General features: G+C 64.6%; 18 protein-coding genes and 2 tRNA genes. 14 read left to right on the top strand and 6 right to left on the bottom strand.

What is annotated here, in order from left to right; genetic code table 11:
- From CHB74_RS01745 to CHB74_RS01730, 4 genes are all read left to right on the top strand, one after another.
- Entirely contained in the window at positions 1 to 702 is a 702-nt protein-coding gene (locus CHB74_RS01745; RefSeq protein WP_089217860.1) for a glutamine amidotransferase, read from the top strand.
- 400 nt (positions 703 to 1,102) lie between these two features.
- Positions 1,103 to 1,843 (top strand): tRNA (guanosine(37)-N1)-methyltransferase TrmD, encoded by a 741-nt coding sequence (trmD, locus tag CHB74_RS01740; protein WP_089217859.1) that lies wholly within the window; start codon positions 1,103 to 1,105, stop codon positions 1,841 to 1,843.
- A 2-nt stretch (positions 1,844 to 1,845) separates the two neighbouring features.
- Positions 1,846 to 2,229, top strand: a complete 384-nt coding sequence (gene rplS / locus CHB74_RS01735; RefSeq protein WP_089217858.1) for a 50S ribosomal protein L19 — start codon at positions 1,846 to 1,848, stop codon at positions 2,227 to 2,229.
- A gap of 123 nt (positions 2,230 to 2,352) precedes the next feature.
- The gene (locus CHB74_RS01730) at positions 2,353 to 4,590 is read left to right on the top strand and encodes a S9 family peptidase (RefSeq protein ID WP_089217857.1); all 2,238 of its coding nucleotides are present in this window, start codon (positions 2,353 to 2,355) and stop codon (positions 4,588 to 4,590) included.
- Positions 4,591 to 4,594: 4 nt separating this feature from the next.
- On the opposite strand, the gene CHB74_RS01725 is transcribed toward CHB74_RS01730, so the two are convergent.
- A complete protein-coding gene (locus CHB74_RS01725; protein WP_089217856.1) occupies positions 4,595 to 5,131 on the bottom strand; it encodes an AAA family ATPase in 537 nt (178 codons plus the stop codon).
- A gap of 160 nt (positions 5,132 to 5,291) precedes the next feature.
- Here CHB74_RS01725 and CHB74_RS01720 point away from each other — a divergent pair, with 160 nt between their 5' ends.
- The 6 genes from CHB74_RS01720 to CHB74_RS01695 all read left to right on the top strand — a co-directional run bounded on the left by CHB74_RS01720 (position 5,292) and on the right by CHB74_RS01695 (position 10,715).
- Positions 5,292 to 6,317, top strand: a complete 1,026-nt coding sequence (locus CHB74_RS01720; RefSeq protein WP_089217855.1) for an aspartate-semialdehyde dehydrogenase — start codon at positions 5,292 to 5,294, stop codon at positions 6,315 to 6,317.
- A 44-nt stretch (positions 6,318 to 6,361) separates the two neighbouring features.
- Entirely contained in the window at positions 6,362 to 6,973 is a 612-nt protein-coding gene (locus CHB74_RS01715) for a DUF2238 domain-containing protein (protein ID WP_089217854.1), read from the top strand.
- Positions 6,970 to 7,413 carry a GFA family protein gene (locus CHB74_RS01710; protein ID WP_089217853.1) on the top strand — a complete coding sequence of 148 codons (444 nt, stop codon included), beginning with the start codon at positions 6,970 to 6,972 and terminating at the stop codon, positions 7,411 to 7,413. Before CHB74_RS01715 ends, CHB74_RS01710 begins: the two co-directional genes overlap by 4 nt.
- Before the next feature lie 66 nt (positions 7,414 to 7,479).
- Positions 7,480 to 8,235, top strand: a complete 756-nt coding sequence (locus tag CHB74_RS01705; RefSeq protein WP_089217852.1) for an alpha/beta fold hydrolase — start codon at positions 7,480 to 7,482, stop codon at positions 8,233 to 8,235.
- 67 nt (positions 8,236 to 8,302) lie between these two features.
- The gene (locus tag CHB74_RS01700) at positions 8,303 to 10,129 is read left to right on the top strand and encodes a M2 family metallopeptidase (protein ID WP_089217851.1); all 1,827 of its coding nucleotides are present in this window, start codon (positions 8,303 to 8,305) and stop codon (positions 10,127 to 10,129) included.
- Between the two features lie 76 nt (positions 10,130 to 10,205).
- Positions 10,206 to 10,715 (top strand): 2'-5' RNA ligase family protein, encoded by a 510-nt coding sequence (locus CHB74_RS01695; protein ID WP_342746558.1) that lies wholly within the window; start codon positions 10,206 to 10,208, stop codon positions 10,713 to 10,715.
- On the opposite strand, the gene CHB74_RS01690 is transcribed toward CHB74_RS01695, so the two are convergent.
- Entirely contained in the window at positions 10,684 to 11,088 is a 405-nt protein-coding gene (locus CHB74_RS01690; protein WP_089217849.1) for a DUF3775 domain-containing protein, read from the bottom strand. The two genes, CHB74_RS01695 and CHB74_RS01690, sit on opposite strands and share 32 nt — an antisense overlap.
- A gap of 63 nt (positions 11,089 to 11,151) precedes the next feature.
- A complete protein-coding gene (locus CHB74_RS01685; RefSeq protein WP_089217848.1) occupies positions 11,152 to 12,384 on the bottom strand; it encodes an NAD(P)/FAD-dependent oxidoreductase in 1,233 nt (410 codons plus the stop codon).
- 136 nt (positions 12,385 to 12,520) lie between these two features.
- Here CHB74_RS01685 and CHB74_RS01680 point away from each other — a divergent pair.
- A tRNA-Met gene (locus tag CHB74_RS01680) sits at positions 12,521 to 12,597 on the top strand.
- A 36-nt stretch (positions 12,598 to 12,633) separates the two neighbouring features.
- On the opposite strand, the gene CHB74_RS22585 is transcribed toward CHB74_RS01680, so the two are convergent.
- Positions 12,634 to 12,756, bottom strand: a complete 123-nt coding sequence (locus tag CHB74_RS22585) for a hypothetical protein (RefSeq protein ID WP_281253513.1) — start codon at positions 12,754 to 12,756, stop codon at positions 12,634 to 12,636.
- A 99-nt stretch (positions 12,757 to 12,855) separates the two neighbouring features.
- Between CHB74_RS22585 and CHB74_RS01675 the strand changes: the two genes are divergently transcribed.
- The 3 genes from CHB74_RS01675 to CHB74_RS21870 all read left to right on the top strand — a co-directional run bounded on the left by CHB74_RS01675 (position 12,856) and on the right by CHB74_RS21870 (position 14,289).
- Positions 12,856 to 12,932, top strand: a tRNA-Arg gene (locus CHB74_RS01675).
- Between the two features lie 349 nt (positions 12,933 to 13,281).
- Positions 13,282 to 13,908: a PEPxxWA-CTERM sorting domain-containing protein gene (locus tag CHB74_RS01670; RefSeq protein WP_089217847.1), complete on the top strand. Its 627-nt coding sequence runs from the start codon at positions 13,282 to 13,284 to the stop codon at positions 13,906 to 13,908.
- A gap of 213 nt (positions 13,909 to 14,121) precedes the next feature.
- A complete protein-coding gene (locus CHB74_RS21870; RefSeq protein WP_179220667.1) occupies positions 14,122 to 14,289 on the top strand; it encodes a hypothetical protein in 168 nt (55 codons plus the stop codon).
- Positions 14,290 to 14,379: 90 nt separating this feature from the next.
- Here CHB74_RS21870 and CHB74_RS01665 read toward each other — a convergent pair whose 3' ends face one another.
- Together CHB74_RS01665 and CHB74_RS01660 are read right to left on the bottom strand one after the other, a co-directional pair.
- On the bottom strand, positions 14,380 to 14,577 hold the full coding sequence (locus tag CHB74_RS01665; protein ID WP_089217846.1) for a hypothetical protein: 198 nt from the start codon (positions 14,575 to 14,577) through the stop codon (positions 14,380 to 14,382).
- A 64-nt stretch (positions 14,578 to 14,641) separates the two neighbouring features.
- Positions 14,642 to 15,052, bottom strand: coding sequence for a low affinity iron permease family protein (locus CHB74_RS01660; RefSeq protein ID WP_089217845.1), 411 nt, complete (start codon positions 15,050 to 15,052; stop codon positions 14,642 to 14,644).
- Between the last annotated feature and the right edge of the window lie 93 nt (positions 15,053 to 15,145).

The following is a 15,145-nucleotide window of genomic DNA, read 5'->3' as shown; positions in this document are numbered from 1 at the left end:
TTGAAGCGCGCGCTGGTCATCCGGCATGTGCCCGTCGAAGGCGTCGCGGGGTTTCGCGCGGCGATCGAAGCGGCGGGCTATGCGGTCGACCGGATCGACGTGACCGACGCGCGCTTCCCCGAAACCGATCTCATCGCGCCCGATCTCGTCGTGATGATGGGCGGGCCGATGGGCGTCTACGAAACCGATCGCTATCCGTGGATCGCCTGCCAGGTGCGCCGGCTGGGCCTGCGGCTGGCGGCGGATCGGCCCACTTTGGGCGTATGCCTCGGCGCGCAGATGATGGCGGCCGCGCTTGGCGCCCGCGTCTATCCCGGCGGCCGACAGGAAGTGGGCTTTGCGCCCGTGACGCTCAACGGGGCAGGGGCCGGATCGCCGCTTCGCCATCTGGACGGCAATCCGATGCTGCATTGGCATGGCGACACGTTCGATCTGCCCGAAGGCACCGAATTGCTGGCGTCGACCGGGCTCTATGCCCATCAGGCGTTCCGGCGCGGACCCAATATCCTGGCGCTGCAATTCCATGCGGAAATGGGCGAAGACCCCCGCTTCGACAGCTGGCTCGAAAAATGGCCCGACGCGATTGCGGCGGCAGGAAGCAGCGCGAACGAACTGCGCGCGCACCACGATGCCCACGGCCCCAATGCGGTAGCGGCGGGACGACGCATGATCGCGGAATGGCTGGAAGGGCTGCGCGGCTAACGACGCGGCGCTGGTGAGCTTCGGCGGCTGTCAGGGCCTGCTGCCCAATGGCGGAACGTCGGAGCGCGCCGGAATTGCTGACACTCGTGTATATGCGTCATGCCAGCGAAGGCTGGCATCGTATCGGGGCTGGCACTCTGTTCTGCCCAACAAGCCGAACGGTGTCCTTCATCGGCATCTGTTCAACGCACCTGTAACCGCCAGCGATACCAGCCTTCGCTGGCATGACGTTCTTGGGCGCGTCCACTCCACTCGACTTTGTCGTCGCTCGGAAGCGTGGGCGTTTCCCGAGGTGGGGCGGTGGTTCGCCGCCGGGTAGCCTTGCGTCTCGCCTGCGTCGCCACGGCGCATGCGTGCCAAACGCATTGCCGATCGGGGCTGGGGTGGTTAGTCGCGCGGGATGAGTTTTGCTGCGACCATCCTGACCCTTTACCCCGAGATGTTTCCCGGGCCGCTGGGCACATCGCTTGCCGGGCGCGCGCTGGCGGAGGGCAAGTGGGTGTGCGACCCCATCCAGATCCGCGATTTTGCGACCGACAAGCATCGTTCGGTGGACGATACGCCGGCGGGCGGCGGCGCGGGGATGGTGATGCGCGCCGACGTGCTGGCCCGCGCTGTCGATCATGCGCTGGAGAAGCGGCCGGACGCCCCGCTGCTGGCGATGACGCCGCGCGGGCGGCCGCTGACCCAGGCACGCGTGCGCGAACTGGCGGCGGGGCCGGGGGTGACCATTTTGTGCGGCCGTTTCGAGGGCATTGACGAGCGGCTGTTCGAGGCGCGGCCTATCGAGCCCGTGTCGATCGGCGATTATATCCTGTCCGGCGGCGAAATGGCGGCGCTGGTGACGCTGGATGCTTGCATTCGGCTACTTCCCGGCGTAATGGGCGCCGCTTCCAGCGGGGACGAGGAAAGCTTCGAAAGCGGCCTTCTTGAATATCCGCATTATACCCGACCACCTGAGTGGGAGGGGCGCACGATCCCCGAAGTGCTGCGATCTGGGGATCATGCGAAGATCGAGGCTTGGCGTAAAACCATGGCCGAGAATGATACAAGGCTAAGGAGGCCGGACCTTTGGGAGCGCCATGAGGGCGCTCGGGACCAGTCTCCCTCTGGCGCGCGGCGACAGAAGAAGGAGCGATGAGCATGAACCTCATCCAGACGCTCGAAGCCGAGCAGATTGCCAAGATCACCGAATCGAAGAAGATTCCTGATTTCCGTCCGGGCGACACGCTGCGCGTCGGCGTGAAGGTCGTCGAAGGCGAGCGCACCCGCGTCCAGAATTACGAAGGCGTCTGCATCGCCCGCGCCAACAAGGGCATGGGTTCGTCCTTCACCGTTCGCAAGATTTCGTTCGGCGAAGGTGTCGAGCGCGTCTTCCCGCTTTATTCGCCGAACGTCGATTCGATCGAGGTGGTGCGCAAGGGCGTCGTCCGTCGCGCCAAGCTCTATTATCTGCGTGGCCGCACCGGCAAGGCGGCGCGTATCGCCGAACGCCGCGATCCGCGTCCGGTGGCTGCCGAAGCCTGATCGCTTCGCTCGCACACAGATAGAAGGGCGCGGATGGGATGCCATCCGCGCCCTTTTTCTTGCGCGCGTGGGTGGGGCGGCAAGTGACTTGCCAGCCGCGCGGATCATCCCGATAACCCGGCGATGCATCGCATTCTTGCCCCTGCCGCGCTGATCGCGGCTGCCGCCCTGCTTCCTTCCACCGCATCCGCCGAAAAGCTTAGCTGGGAACGGCTGTTCGCCAGCCCCAGCCTGTCCGGTCCGACACCGCGTTCGCTGAAGCTGTCGCCCGATGGCAGCCTGGCGACGCTGTTGCGCAACCGCCCCGACGATGCCGAGCGTTTCGACCTGTGGGCGATCGACGCGCGTTCCGGCAAGGCGCGGATGCTCGTCGATTCCAAGAAGATCGGCACCGGCGCCGCCCTGTCCGAAGCCGAGAAGATGCAGCGCGAACGGCTGCGCATCGGCGGTTCGAAGGGCATCGTCGCTTATGACTGGGCGCCGGATGGCCGCCGCCTGCTCGTCCCGCTCGACGGCGATCTCTATCTGGCGGACCTCAACGGCGGCGTGAAGCGGCTGACAGAAAGCCCCGAAACCGAGCTGGACGCGACGGTAAGCCGGCGCGGGCGCTTCGTTTCCTATGTCCGCGATGGCAACCTGCACATCATCGACATTGCCGGCGGCGGCGATCGGGTGCTGACCAGCGATGGCGGCGGTACGATCAGCTGGGGTGTCGCCGAATTCGTCGCCAATGAGGAACTGGACCGGCGGCGCGGTCATTGGTGGGCGCCGGATGACAGCCTGATCGCGGTGGCGCGGGTGGATGAAGGCAAGGTCGAAGTGTCGTCGCGCACCGCAATCGACGCGGAAGGCACGCGTGTGTTCGAGCAACGCTATCCGCGCGCGGGAACGCCCAATGTCGCGATCGAATTGTGGCTGGTGAAGCCCGATGGAAGCGGCCAGGTGAAGGCCGATCTGGGCGCCGATCCCGATATCTATCTGGCGCGGGTGGATTGGTTGCCGGATGCGAGCGGCGTGCTCGTCCAGCGGCTCAACCGCGAACAGACGCGGCTCGATATGCTGCGGATCGACGCGAAGACCGGCGCGGCGACCACCCTGTTCAGCGAAACCGCATCCACCTGGGTGAATGTACACGATAATCTGCGCGTGCTGCGCGACGGCAGCCTGATCTGGTCGTCCGAGCGCGACGGCTATGCGCATCTCTATCACTGGAAGGACGGCGCGTTCCGCCAGCTCACCCGTGGGCCATGGGCGGTCGAGCGGCTGGTGGGGGTCGACCAGCAGGCGGAGCGACTATTCTTCACCGGCTTTGCCGACGGGACGCTGGAACAGCATCTCTACAGCATCGATTACCGGCGGCCGGGCCAGCCGCGCCGGCTGACGGCCGGCGGTAGCTGGAACGACGCGGTGATGGACGATACGGCGACGCGCGTTCTGGTGACGACGACGAAGCCCGATCAGCCCAAGCAGGTGTGGCTGGGCGATGCGGACGGACGGCGGATCAGCTGGATCGAGGAAAATAGGGTGGCGGGCGCGCATCCGCTGGCGCCTTATGCCGCCGATCTCGTGAAGCCGCGTTACGGGACGATCAAGGCGGCGGACGGTGCGACCGACCTCGATTATGCGATGCTCGTGCCGCCGGGTCTGAAGCCGGGAGCGAAGGCGCCGGTGTTCGTGTTCGTCTATGGCGGGCCGCACGCCCATACGGTGAAGCGCGACTTCTTCGACCTGCGCATGCAGACGCTGGCGCAGGCCGGCTGGGTGGTGTTCATGCTCGACAATCGCGGCATGGGCGATCGCGGGAAGGCGTTCGAGGATCCGATCCATCTGAAGATGGGCGGCCCGGAAGTGGCGGACCAGTTGAAGGGCGTCGAATGGCTGAAGGCGCAGCCCTTCGTCGATGGCGACAGGATTGCCGTGATGGGCTGGTCCTATGGCGGATATATGACGCTGAAGCTGCTGGAAGCGGCGCCCAACACCTTCGCCGCCGGCGTTTCGGTGGCGCCGGTAACGCGCTGGGAGCTTTACGACACCGCTTATACCGAACGCTATATGGGCAATCCCGCCACGAACCCGGCGCCTTATGACAAGTCCAGCGCGCTGAACGACGCGACCCGGATCGCCGATCCGCTGCTGCTGATCCACGGCATGGCGGACGACAATGTGCTGTTCACCCATTCGACCGCGATGATGGCGAAGCTGCAGGATGCAGCGGTGCCGTTCGAGACGATGGTCTATCCGGGCAAGACCCATTCGATCTCGGGGCAGGCGACCAGCCTGCATCTGTGGCGGACGATCGAGAATTTCCTGAACCGGACGGTGAAGGCGAAGGAACAGCCTCAGCCTCAGCCTCAGCCCTGACCCGTCATGCGCCGATCGCCTCGCGCATGAAGGCGACGCGATCGGCGATCGGGGCGAGCGGCAGGGGAATGAGTTCGTAGCCGAGCTCACGATAGATTTCGGCCATGGCATCGTGCGTGGCGCGGGCTTCGTCCGCATCCTGCCGGCGTTCGGCGTCCTGCGTGAAGATGGCGGGCCAGAAGGGTGCGATGAAGACGCGGCGGCAATAGCGGAAATGGCGCGCGGCGCGGATCATGTGCGTCGGCACGGGCAGGCCGCAAAGCCGCAGATAGCCGATGATATCGGGAATGCCGCGATCGAAGATCACCGGCGCGGCCGTCTCGCCTGCGATGTGGTGGGAGCGCATGTCCCAACCCAGCATCTGTTCGGCAAAGGCGGCACGGTCGGCCCAGGGGAGGGCAGTGCCGCCGATGGCCGATTGATCGCGGATGATCGCCCGGCCGGCTTCCGCCATGCAGCGGAGGCCGGAGGCCGCGAGGGCATCGACCAGCGAGGTTTTGCCCGATCCCGGACCGCCGGTGACGACAATGAAATTATCCATAGGAACGCGCTGCCTTTCCGAAATTTGCGTGGCGCGGCGGCGGGACGATCAAGCTATGCTTTGGGGCGGGATAGCCATGCGGGCTGGACATATGCGCGCGCGGCCCTAAACCGCCGACCGGTCGCATGTGCGACCTTCAAGTCCAACTGGAGCGAGTAAAATGGCCTATCGGGTAGTCGTCGTCGGAGCCACCGGGAATGTCGGGCGCGAAATGCTCAACATTCTGGCCGAGCGCGAGTTTCCGATTAAAGAGATTGCCGCCGTCGCGTCATCCCGATCCACGGGCGACGAGATCGAGTTTGGCGAGACAGGCCAGAAACTCAAGGTCAAGAATCTCGAACATTTCGATTTCACCGGCTGGGACATGGCGCTGTTCGCCGTCGGATCGACCGCGACCAAGGAATATGCGCCCAAGGCGGCGGCCGCCGGCTGCGTGGTGATCGACAATTCGTCGCTCTACCGCATGGAGCCGGACGTGCCCTTGATCGTGCCGGAAGTGAACCCGGACGCGATCGACGGCTATAAGGCGCGCAACATCATCGCCAATCCGAACTGTTCGACCGCGCAGATGGTGGTGGCGCTGAAGCCGCTGCACGATGCCGCCAAGATCAAGCGCGTCGTCGTGTCGACCTACCAGTCGGTGTCCGGCGCCGGCAAGGAAGGCATGGACGAGCTGTTCGAACAGTCGCGCAACATCTTCGTCGGCGATCCGGCCGAACCGAAGAAGTTCACCAAGCAGATCGCCTTCAACGTGATCCCGCACATCGATGTCTTCCTGGATGATGGCTACACCAAGGAAGAATGGAAGATGGTGGTTGAGACCAAGAAGATCCTCGACCCGAAGATCAAGGTGACGGCGACCTGCGTGCGCGTGCCGGTGTTCGTCGGCCATTCCGAATCCATCAATATCGAGACGGAGGAGGAGCTTTCGGCCGAGGACGCGCAGAAGATCCTGCGCGAGGCGCCGGGCGTGATGCTGGTCGATAAGCGCGAAAATGGCGGCTACGTCACGCCGGTCGAATGCGTCGGCGATTTCGCGACCTTCGTCAGCCGCGTCCGCGAGGATCCGACGGTCGAAAACGGCCTGGCCCTGTGGTGCGTGTCCGACAATCTGCGCAAGGGCGCGGCGCTCAATGCCGTGCAGATCGCGGAACTGCTCGGCCGTCGCCACCTCAAGAAGGGCTGAGGAACAAGGCTCGGGTGACCGGCTATCGCGCCTTGTGGGGAGCGATGCCGGTTGCCCAGCGCCGGATGGTGGCGCTGCTGGGCGCCGCCATCCTCCTCGCCAATATCGCGCAGCCTTATCCTTCGGTTGCGCCGATCCACCATATTCCGACGCTGCTGCTGGTGATCACGGCGCCGTGGCTGTTGCGGCGCTGGCCGCTGTCCAATCGCGCTGTCGCCTTTCTGCTCGCCTTCTGGCTGCTGCACACGCTGGGCGGGCGATACACCTATTCGAACCTGCCCTATGACGCATGGTCGGTGGCGCTGGCCGGCACGTCGATCAGCGAGGCGTTCGGCTTCACCCGCAATCATTATGACCGGCTGGTCCATTTTGCCTTTGGCGTAACGGTGGTGCCGGCGATCGTGGAGCTTGCCCGACGCGGCGGGCGCTGTTCGCTGCCGGGCGCGATCGGCCTCGCGGGTGCCTTCGTGCTGGCGGCGGGTGCTGCCTATGAGATTTTCGAATGGCTGCTGACGCTGGTGATGGCGGGCGCCGACGCCGATCTCTACAATGGCCAGCAGGGGGATCCATGGGATGCCCAGAAGGATATGGCGCTGGCCTTCATCGGCGTGCTGTGCATGATCCCGCTGGAAATCCTGCGCGCGAGGCGAGCATGACCCGCTTGATGACCGGCGGCTGCCAGTGCGGCCGTATCCGCTATGAGGCGGAGATCGACAATGACGAGGGCTATCTGTGTCATTGCAGCTATTGCCGGCGGGCGACCGGTGCGGCGGCGGCGGCCTTCAAGAATGTGCCGCAGGCCCGGCTGAAATGGTCGCGGGAGCCGGAATGGTATCGATCCTCGCCGATTGGCAAGCGGCCCTTTTGCCAGACCTGCGGAACCTCCCTCGGTTTTTCGTATGTCGATGGCGAGAATATCGACCTGACGATCGGTTCGTTCGACGAGCCGGGCTATTTCCGGCCGACATCCAACTTCGCGATCGAGACCCGGCTGGCCGCGTGGGAGGATACCAGCCATCTGCCGGGCTCGCGCGCCGACGAATATCGCTCGCTCACCGATCGGTGGATCGCCGCGACCGGCAAATTGCCCGATTGAGCGCGGCTGGATCGCCGACACGAAGGCGGTTAATCCCCCGGCACGAGATAATGAGACGGGTGACGCATGACCGACGTGACGATAGGCCGCTTTTCGGCCGATGATGGCGTGGAACTGGCCTGGCACGAAATGGGCGAGGGGCGCCCGATCGTCCTGATCCATGGCTATTTTTCCAACGCGTTCACCAACTGGATCCGTTACGGCCATGCTCGGCTGATCGCCGACGCGGGCTTCCGCGTGATCATGCCGGACCTGCGGGCCCATGGCGAAAGCGGCAAGCCGCATGAGGCCGCATCCTATCCGCCGGACGTGCTGGCGGCGGACGGCTTTGCGCTGCTGCGCCATCTCGGCCTCGAGGATTATGATCTTGCCGGCTATTCGCTGGGTGGGCGGACGACGACGCGGATGCTGGTGCAGGGCGCGCGGCCGCGCCGGGCGGTGCTCTGCGGCATGGGGCTGGATGGTATCCTCCACACGGCGGGCCGGGGCGATTATTTCCGCCGCGTGCTCACCGGGCTCGGCAGTTTCGAGCGCGGCAGCAGCGAATGGATGACCGAGGCGTTCCTGAAAACCACCAAGGGCGATCCGGTGGCGCTGCTCCACATCCTTGAAACCTTCGTCGATACGTCGCGCGCGGAACTGGCGGCGATCGACCTTCCGGTGCTGGTCGTCACCGGCGCGGAGGATGATGACAACGGATCGGGCGAGGCGCTGGCCGATGCGATCCCCGGTGCCGCGTTCCGGTCGATCCCCGGCAATCATATGAGCGCGGTGCTGAAGCCCGAGCTCGGGCAGGCGATCCGCGAGTTTCTGGCGGCTTGACCCGGCGGCGGTTCCGGGTTTCATCTGGCGCCAATCATAAATCAGGAGCCGAGGGGGTTCTCGTCCCATGAAGATTTCGTTCCGCGCGGCGGCGTCCGCGCTTGCATTTGGCGTTGCCGCCATCTCCGTTTCCGCTTCGGCCGCCAAGGATCCGGCGCCGACCGCGGCCGAGGCCGATCGCTTCGTCGCGCAGGCGGAGAAGGAACTGTTCGACCTGTCGATCCCGACCGCGCAGGTCGCCTGGGTCAATTCCACCTACATCACCGACGATACCGACGCGCTGAACACGCTGTTTGGCGCGAAGAATACCGAGGCGGCCGTGCGGCTGGCCAAGGAAGCGGCGAAATATGACAAGGTGTCCGGCCTGTCGGCCGATACGCGTCGCAAGCTCGATATCCTGCGCCAGGGCATTGTGCTGCCCGCGCCCGCGACCGATGGCGCCGCCACCGAGCTGAACGCGCTTTCGACGCGGATGAGCTCGATCTACGGCAAGGGGCGCGGCACGCTCGACGGCAAGGAGATCAACGGCTCCGACATCGAGGAGAAGATGGGCACGGTGCGCAATGCGGACCAGCTCAAGGAAATGTGGGCGAGCTGGCATGATAATGTCGGCACGCCGATGAAGGCCGATTATGCCCGGATGGTCCAGATCGCGAACCAGGGCGCGAAGGAGCTCGGCTACAAGGATCTGGGCGCGATGTGGCGCTCGAACTACGACATGTCGCCCGAGGAGTTCGCCCGGCTGACCGACAAGCTGTGGCTGCAGGTGAAGCCGCTTTACGATCAGCTGCATTGTTACACCCGCACCAAGCTCAACGAGAAATATGGCGACAAGGTGCAGCCGAAGTCCGGCCCGATCCGCGCCGACCTGCTCGGCAATATGTGGGCGCAGGAATGGGGCAATATCTATGATGTCGTGGCGCCGAAGGGCGCCGGCGAGATCGGCTATGACACCACCGAGCTGCTGAACGCCAAGGGCTATGATCCGCTGAGGATGGTGAAGCAGGGCGAGGGCTTCTTCTCCTCGCTGGGTTTTGAGCCGATGCCCGAAACCTTCTGGAAGCGTTCGCAATTCGTGAAGCCTGCGGATCGCGAAGTGATCTGCCACGCTTCCGCCTGGGACGTCGACAATAAGGACGATCTGCGCATCAAGATGTGCATCAAGGTGAATGGCGACGATTTCACCACGATCCACCATGAGCTTGGCCATAATTATTATCAGCGCGCCTATAACAAGCAGTCGTTCCTGTATCTGAACGGCGCGAACGACGGATTCCACGAGGCGATCGGCGATGCGATCGCGCTGTCGATGACGCCGGAATATCTGGTGCAGATCGGCCTGCTCGATCCGGCGAAGGTGCCTTCGGCCGACAAGGATACGGGCCTGCTGCTGCGTCAGGCGATGGACAAGGTGGCGTTCCTGCCCTTCGGCCTGCTGATCGACAAATGGCGCTGGAGCGTGTTCAACGGCACGGTCAAGCCGGCCCAGTATAATGACGCCTGGAACGCCCTGCGCCTGCAATATCAGGGCATCACGCCGCCGGTGGAGCGTGGCGCCGATGCGTTCGATCCGGGCGCGAAATATCATGTGCCGGCCAGCACGCCCTATACGCGCTACTTCCTCGCGCGCATCCTCCAGTTCCAGTTTTACAAGGCGGCGTGCGACACCGCTGGCTGGAAGGGGCCGCTGCACCGCTGTTCCTTCTACGGCAACAAGGAAGTCGGCGCGAAGCTGAACGCCATGCTTGAAATGGGCATGTCGAAGCCGTGGCCCGATGCGCTGGAAGCCTTTACCGGCAGCCGCGAGATGGATGGCACGGCGATGATCGCCTATTTCCAGCCGCTGATGACGTGGCTGGAAGAGCAGAACAAGGGCAAGACCTGCGGCTGGTGATCGGCCTGGAATGAGCGGCAAGGGCGAGGGGACAGGGGCCCCTTCGCCCGAGCCGGTTCATGGTGGCCCGATCATTGTGACCGCGCTGTTCGGCGCGCGCGATGGCCAGTGGCTCGATGCACTGCGGCGGCAACATTATCCGCCGGCGGATAATCGCGTGCCGGCGCACCTGACATTGTTCCAGCACCTTGCGCCCGCGCTGGCGGACGAGATCGCGCGACGGCTGGCCGCCGAGGCGCGGGGCCGCCCCGCACCACGGGCCTGGATTGCCGGCGTGATGAAGTTTGAACGGGGCGCCGCATTGAGGATCGAATCGCCGGAGCTGGAGGCCATACGCGCGCGGATCGCGGACGCGTTCGCGCCCTATCTACGCCCGGTCGATGCGGCGCCGTGGCGGCCACATGTCACCGTCCAGAACAAGGTCGACAGGCTGGCCGCTACCGCCTTGCAGAAGGAACTGGCGCACGCAGTGCAGCGACGGCCGGTCGAGATCATCGGCCTTGCGACATGGGTCTATCGCGGCGGGCCGTGGGAGCCGGCCGGACGCCATCTGTTCAGTCGATCTGGCCGACGCCCGTACAGTTGAGATCGAAGGCGGCGAGCCCGGCGTCGAGATAGGCCGCGAGCATCGGCAGTTCGAGCAGCTGGTCGACCGGATTTTGTTCGCTGTCGACCGCTTCTTCCAGCGCCTCGTCCCATTCACTCGCATCGAACGTGCCGCGACCGACCCAGGCGAGAGCCAGCACTTCGGCGATTTCGTCCTGCGGCATATCGTCGAGCAGCGCCTGCACTTCCTCCTCGACCGAGGTGTTGGCCTCGTCCTCCAGCACCGCATAGGGATCATCCGAATCGGTCGGATCCTCATCATCGTCGGTGTCGTTGGACGGGACCTGCGCTTCCAGTTCGCGGGCGCGGACGATCAGCCGGCAGACGGTTTCGAGCGGCACCGACAATTCCATGCTGACCTCCTCCGCATCACGCGATGAAACCGGGAACGACGATCGGCCGCCCCGGTTCCCCGTTCATCCCGCGAGCGATTTCAGCGGCACCTCGGTATCGGCCAGCTGGTCGAGCGCGGGCGCGATACCGCCGACCACCAGCGCGCGGCCCTGGACATAATCCTTGGTCGCGTTGACGCAATCGAGCGCGATCACCTTGCCGCCCTTCAGATAGACGATCGAGAAGCTGCGCGCCGCCGGATCGCCCCGCGTGACGATCGCGTCATGCCCGGTGGACAGGCCCACGGTCTGCAGGCGGAGATCATATTGGTTCGACCAGAACCACGGCACGGCATGATATTGCTCGTCGCCACCCATGATCGCCTTGGCGACGATGGTCGCCTGATCATTGGCGTTCTGCACCGATTCGAGGCGGATGCGTGCGCCGCCCGCAAACGCGTTGTCATGCGCCGCGCAATCGCCGATGGCGAAGATGTCGGGCAGGCTGGTGCGGCACTGGCCGTCGACGTCGACGCCGTTGCCGCCGGCCGCGCCGGCCGCGAGCAGCGGTTCGACCGCCGGGATGATGCCGATGCCGACGATCACCATTTCGGCCGGCAGCACGGTGCCATCGGCCAGCTTGACGCCGGTCGCCCGGCCATCGCTTTCGAGGATGCAATCGACCGAAACGCCAAGGCGGACATCGACGCCATGGGCGCGGTGCTCCGCCTCATAGAAACGCGACAGGGGTTCGCCGGCGACGCGGGCGAGGACGCGGTCGAGTGCTTCGAGAACCGTGACATGCTTGCCGAACTTGGCAAGCACGGCAGCGGCCTCCAGCCCGATATAGCCGCCACCGATGACGACGACGCGGCTCGTCGCTTCGAGCTCGGTCATCATCTGATCGACATCGGCGCGGGTGCGGACGGCGTGGACGCCCTTCACGCCATGGCCTTCGCAGGCCAGCCGGCGGGGCGAGCCGCCGGTCGCCCAGATCAGCTTGCCATAACCGATGGTCGATCCGTCGGCGAGCGTGACCTTGTGCGCAGCCGGATCGACCGCGGTGACGCGCCGGCTCAGCAGCAGATCGATATTGCGATCGGACCAGAAGGTGGCCGGGCGGATCAGGATCCGTTCGAACGGTTTCTCGCCCGAAAAATAGTCCTTCGACAGCGGGGGGCGCTCATAAGGCGGTTCGGGCTCGTCGCCGAGCAGCGCCACGGTGCCTTCAAACTTCTGCTGGCGCAGCATCAGCGCAGCCTGCGCGCCGCCATGGCCGGCGCCGACGATCAGAACGTCGTAATGATCCAAACTCATCCTGCTCCCCGATCCTGTCGATTCACGGGAGTGCCTGTATCGTGCGAAGTTGCGATAGGCTAGTTGACCCGTGCCGCAGGCCTGCCTATAGGCCCGCCACGCCCGACGACGATACGCCGCCGGGAAGCCCTATTGGGGCGGAGTAGCTCAGCTGGTTAGAGCAGCGGAATCATAATCCGCGTGTCGGGGGTTCAAGTCCCTCCTCCGCTACCATCACCATCCCCACGGACAGTTTCACGCGGAACCGGGCTATTCGGTGCCGATGTTGTCGTGTCGTCGCGCCCATGGATCGGGACGACGAACGGTGACGGCAAGCGGCTCCGCCCGTTGGTTCAAGGTGTCGGGAAGATGGTCGTTGGTGATGCGGAGCATGGTCTCTGCCCGGCGCACGCCCCATCAGGGGGCTTGCTGTTTATCCCGGCGGCGGGAGAGGGTGGACCGTGCGGGTTGATCCGATTAGATCGGCGTTGGGACTCCGTAGCTCAGCAGGATAGAGCGGCTGCCTCCTAAGCAGCAGGTCGCGCGTTCGAATCGCGCCGGGGTCACCATCCATCTGTCAGCGCTGTTTTAATAAACCGGGCCCAAGGCGCGTGGGAGCTTGCCTGCGTTTTATTGGCCGTGTGGTTGCACAGAGCTTTCTGCGCCGCGGGGGCGGCAACCGGCCGATGATGCGATCGGCGGCAAACGGCCAGCAGATTTGCGGCCAAACATGGTTAATTTTAACTGGTGCGATTTCAGCACCCTGCATGTTCTCGTCCAGCAATGGCACAAGATGGTGCCATTCGGGCCTCGTCGTGACGGGAACGACGGGATTAGGCTGCCGTTAAGAACCCATAATAGCGAGTCGCAAAGTCTTCTATCTTGTCCGTTGCGGGCGTTGGTACGAGGAGGGTGTGAATGCGTGGGATCAGGAAGGGACTGGTACTCGCCGCCGTGGGTGGCGCGATCGGCCTGGTGGCGCCGGCGTCTGCCGCGACGACATTCTTCAACGATTGGGAAAGCACCGATTTCGGTGATGGCCCCGGCTTCACGATATTGCCGGCCTATGAAGGCTGGACCGCCAGCGCCGGGCCCGGCATCGAGGTGCAATATAACAATGTCGCCGGAACGCCGTTTTCGGGCGAGAATCTCGTCGAGTTGGATAGTAATTCCAACAGCACGATGAGCCGCGTGATCGAGGCGGGCGATTACACCCTGTCTTTCTGGTATTCGGACCGTCCCAACGTGGGTGCGGATTCGAACGGAATCGACGTGCTGCTCGATGATGTGAGCCTGCTCACGGTCGCTGGCGGGCAGGGTGCCGGAGACACCAACTGGGTGTTCTACACGGTCAACTTCTCGACCGGCGGCGGCACGCTTTCCTTCGCGGCGAATGGCACCAGCGATTCGTTGGGCGGCTATCTCGACGATGTCGGGCTGGAAGGCGCGATACCGGAACCGTCGACCTGGGCGATGATGCTGATCGGCTTCGGCGTGGTCGGTGCGTCGATGCGCCGGCGGCCTTCACGCGCCAGCTTCGCTTGAACCACGGGCACGGACATGGGCGCCGCTGGCTCCATGCGGGCTGGCGGCGCCTTGCGTTTGGCGGCGACGCACGGAATGCGATGGCCGGAGCACGCTGCGAACGGAGCGTTGCGGGCGGCGGCGGGATTCGTAAATTCGCGGCCGCCATGGCATGATCCGGCTGGGGATGAACCGTCGGACGACAAGGGATCGCCCGGCTAGAAGGAGACCATCATGGGCTTCGATCGCGATTTCATCTGGCGGCGCTATCTTGAGGAATGCTCGGCCGCGAAATCATCTGCCGGCAAGGAGGCGCGGACCGCGCACCAGCAGATCGCCAATCGTTTTAACGAGCAGATCCGCATCATGGGAACCGGGCGACCGCCCAATTTCGTCGCCTGAACAGCCAGGGCAGGTGGCGCATATGTTGCGCCGCCATGCCCCTTTAATGCAGCGCGAGGTCTCGATTTCGAGCCGTCATGCGTGGCGGTATCAGGGAATATCCCGTCCTGTGACGATATTGGGCAGGATGGTGGACGGGCGATGCGTGCCGAGCGCGCCGGCCACGATCAGCCGCAAAGCCTCTTCGCGCGTGGGGCGGGGATCGGCGTGCCGTTCGATCCAGGCGTCCAGCGCTTCCACATCATCGTCGGTGAGATCGATTTGCAGGCGTGTCGTTTCGTTGGCCATGATTTTCCACCCTTTGTGACACCAATCGGCGTTGCCGCTCCGGCGCGTCCGCTTACGCGGCCTTTCACATTCGCCGGATCAGGCGGGCCAGGGCCTCGTGGCTGGCCGCCGTCTCGGCACCATCCTCTCCATATTCCCGTTCGAGCACCGCGCGGACCTGTTCGAGTTCGCTTTCCGTGAAATGTTCGATACCGATGAACTGATTGCGCGCCGTGTTGGTTGCGCGGATCAGTTCATCGAGCTTGGCCTGGATCGCCGCCCCATCGCGGTTCTGGGAGTTCTGGATGAGGAACACCATCAGGAAGGTGATGATCGTCGTCGTCGTGTTGACGATGAGCTGCCAGGTGTCGGAATAACCGAACAGCGGACCCGTCGCGGCCCAGGCGAGGATGGCGAGCAGCGCGATCGCAAAGGCGAATGGCTGGCCGGCCCAGAAGGCGATGCGCTGGGCGAGCGCGGTGAAGATGCGATCCATGGCGACGACGCTTTCGTGCAATTGGGCGGGGCGACACATCAACGCACGGATGCGAGGGAAGGGCCGATCGCTCGTGCAATGAGGGGTAAAGCC

This window comes from Edaphosphingomonas laterariae, from assembly GCF_900188165.1.
Classification (GTDB): domain Bacteria; phylum Pseudomonadota; class Alphaproteobacteria; order Sphingomonadales; family Sphingomonadaceae; genus Sphingomonas_E; species Sphingomonas_E laterariae.
This window is presented reverse-complemented; position numbering and strand designations above follow the sequence as displayed.

What these genes read in the sequence shown, in the direction of transcription:
- CHB74_RS22585 (WP_281253513.1), bottom strand. Translation starts at nt 12,756, where the DNA reads ATGCTCCGCATCACCAACGACCATCTTCCCGACACCTTGAACCAACGG.
- CHB74_RS01730 (WP_089217857.1), top strand. Translation starts at nt 2,353, where the DNA reads ATGCATCGCATTCTTGCCCCTGCCGCGCTGATCGCGGCTGCCGCCCTG.
- CHB74_RS01660 (WP_089217845.1), bottom strand. Translation starts at nt 15,052, where the DNA reads ATGGATCGCATCTTCACCGCGCTCGCCCAGCGCATCGCCTTCTGGGCC.
- CHB74_RS01700 (WP_089217851.1), top strand. Translation starts at nt 8,303, where the DNA reads ATGAAGATTTCGTTCCGCGCGGCGGCGTCCGCGCTTGCATTTGGCGTT.
- CHB74_RS21870 (WP_179220667.1), top strand. Translation starts at nt 14,122, where the DNA reads ATGGGCTTCGATCGCGATTTCATCTGGCGGCGCTATCTTGAGGAATGC.
- CHB74_RS01720 (WP_089217855.1), top strand. Translation starts at nt 5,292, where the DNA reads ATGGCCTATCGGGTAGTCGTCGTCGGAGCCACCGGGAATGTCGGGCGC.
- CHB74_RS01715 (WP_089217854.1), top strand. Translation starts at nt 6,362, where the DNA reads ATGCCGGTTGCCCAGCGCCGGATGGTGGCGCTGCTGGGCGCCGCCATC.
- trmD (WP_089217859.1), top strand. Translation starts at nt 1,103, where the DNA reads ATGAGTTTTGCTGCGACCATCCTGACCCTTTACCCCGAGATGTTTCCC.
- rplS (WP_089217858.1), top strand. Translation starts at nt 1,846, where the DNA reads ATGAACCTCATCCAGACGCTCGAAGCCGAGCAGATTGCCAAGATCACC.
- CHB74_RS01685 (WP_089217848.1), bottom strand. Translation starts at nt 12,384, where the DNA reads ATGAGTTTGGATCATTACGACGTTCTGATCGTCGGCGCCGGCCATGGC.
- CHB74_RS01690 (WP_089217849.1), bottom strand. Translation starts at nt 11,088, where the DNA reads ATGGAATTGTCGGTGCCGCTCGAAACCGTCTGCCGGCTGATCGTCCGC.
- CHB74_RS01725 (WP_089217856.1), bottom strand. Translation starts at nt 5,131, where the DNA reads ATGGATAATTTCATTGTCGTCACCGGCGGTCCGGGATCGGGCAAAACC.
- CHB74_RS01665 (WP_089217846.1), bottom strand. Translation starts at nt 14,577, where the DNA reads ATGGCCAACGAAACGACACGCCTGCAAATCGATCTCACCGACGATGAT.
- CHB74_RS01705 (WP_089217852.1), top strand. Translation starts at nt 7,480, where the DNA reads ATGACCGACGTGACGATAGGCCGCTTTTCGGCCGATGATGGCGTGGAA.
- CHB74_RS01710 (WP_089217853.1), top strand. Translation starts at nt 6,970, where the DNA reads ATGACCCGCTTGATGACCGGCGGCTGCCAGTGCGGCCGTATCCGCTAT.
- CHB74_RS01670 (WP_089217847.1), top strand. Translation starts at nt 13,282, where the DNA reads ATGCGTGGGATCAGGAAGGGACTGGTACTCGCCGCCGTGGGTGGCGCG.